This window comes from Blastococcus tunisiensis (genome assembly GCF_900112815.1).
In the GTDB taxonomy this organism is placed as follows: domain Bacteria; phylum Actinomycetota; class Actinomycetes; order Mycobacteriales; family Geodermatophilaceae; genus Blastococcus_B; species Blastococcus_B tunisiensis.
Map to the genome: position 1 here is coordinate 1 of NZ_FOND01000040.1, position 1560 is coordinate 1560.

A 1560-nucleotide genomic window follows, 5' to 3' on the forward strand; every position below is an offset into this window, starting at 1 on the left:
ACCCGGCCTCCGCCCACCCCCACAGCCGGACCCCGACCCACCACCGGACGACCACCCCGACGAACCCGACGACGACCCGCCACCGTTCTGAACGGCGCTGTCCCGTGTCGATGTGAACCGTCCTGGAACTGGTGGAGGCTCTGATCTCACAAGGAGACTGAGCTCGTGGCTGCACCCCGCAAGTTCGACGAGGAGACCCGCGCCCGTGCCGTGCGGATGTATCAGGACCGCATCCGAGATCTGGACGAGCCGAAGCGGACCGCCCGCCGCCAGGTCGGCGCGATCTTGGGCATCAACCCCGAGACATTGCGCAACTGGATCGAGCGTCAGGAGATCGACTCCGGCGCCCGGCCCGGCGTCACGACCGAGGCCGCCGATGAGCTGAAGGCGCTGCGTCGGGAGGTCGCCGAGCTGCGGCGGGCGAACGAAATCCTCAAGACCGCGTCGGCGTTTTTCGCAGCGGCGGAGCTCGACCGCCGACTGCGGTGATCTGCGACTACATCGCCGCGTTCAGGGACCGTTTTGGGGTCGAGCCGATCTGTCAGGTGCTGTCTGAGCACGGAATGAAGATCGCCCCGAGCACCTACTACCAGCGCGCCGCCGCACCGGTGTCTGCCGCGGAGTTGGCCGACGCCTACGCCGCGAACACCCTCGTCTGCCTGCACCGGGCCAACCGGCGGGTCTATGGGGTGCGCAAGCTCTGGCACACCGCCCGCCGCGCCGGTCACGGCTGGGGCCGGGACCAGGTCGGGCGGCTGATGGACCTGGCCGGTATCGACGGCGTGCGCCGCGGCCGGCACTCCACGATCACCACGACGCGGGAGCAGAGCGCGCCGCGGCACCCGGATCTGATCGACCGGGCCTGGGCAACCCCGACGCGGCCGGACCAGTGGTGGGTCGCTGACTTCACCTACGTCTGGACGCTGGCCGGCTTCGTCTACGTCTCCTTCGTCACCGACGTCTACTCCCGCCGAATCATGGGCTGGCGGGTCAGCACGTCGAAGACGACGCCGCTGGTCAGCTCCGCGCTGGAGCAGGCGCTGTTCACCCGCCGCCGCGGCAACGCCGCCTTCACCGCCACCGGCCTGGTCCATCACTCCGATGCCGGGTCGCAGTACACGTCGCTGGCATTCACCGAGGCGCTGCTCGACGCCGGGATCGCCGGCTCCATCGGCTCGGTCGGTGACGCCCTGGACAACGCCCTGATGGAGTCCACCATCGGCCTGTTCAAGACCGAGCTCATCGACCGTCAGCGGTCCTGGACCGGCCGCGCCGACGTCGAGCGGGAAACCGCCGCCTGGGTCCACTGGTTCAACACCGACCGGCTGCACTCCTCGATCGACTACCGCCCGCCGGTGGAGTTCGAAGAGCTCTACCGTCACACCACAACCACCCCCGCCCTCGAGGTGGCCTAAATCGAGCGTCCGTCAGATCCAGGACGGTTCAATGCATCGGCCTGGCGTGAGTCGAAGTGCCGAGGCGTCGAGTGAATGACGGGTCTACGTGCCGAGGCGTCGAGGGGGCGCGGTGTCGAGGGGGCGCGGTGTCGAGGGGGCGCGG

1 protein-coding gene and 1 other annotated feature are annotated in these 1560 nt (G+C 69.3%); the gene reads left to right on the forward strand.

Annotated features, from left to right (window positions below; translation table 11 throughout):
- The first annotated feature begins 165 nt into the window (after positions 1-165).
- Positions 166-1415, forward strand: a protein-coding gene (locus BM142_RS24030; RefSeq protein ID WP_092204054.1) for an IS3 family transposase whose coding sequence is annotated in 2 segments (ribosomal slippage) — positions 166-457 and positions 457-1415 — 1251 coding nt in all. Because the reading frame shifts where the segments join, the coding sequence is not laid out codon by codon here.
- Positions 447-578 (forward strand) — a sequence feature (AL1L pseudoknot). (Overlaps the previous gene by 132 nt.)
- Positions 1416-1560: the final 145 nt, after the last annotated feature.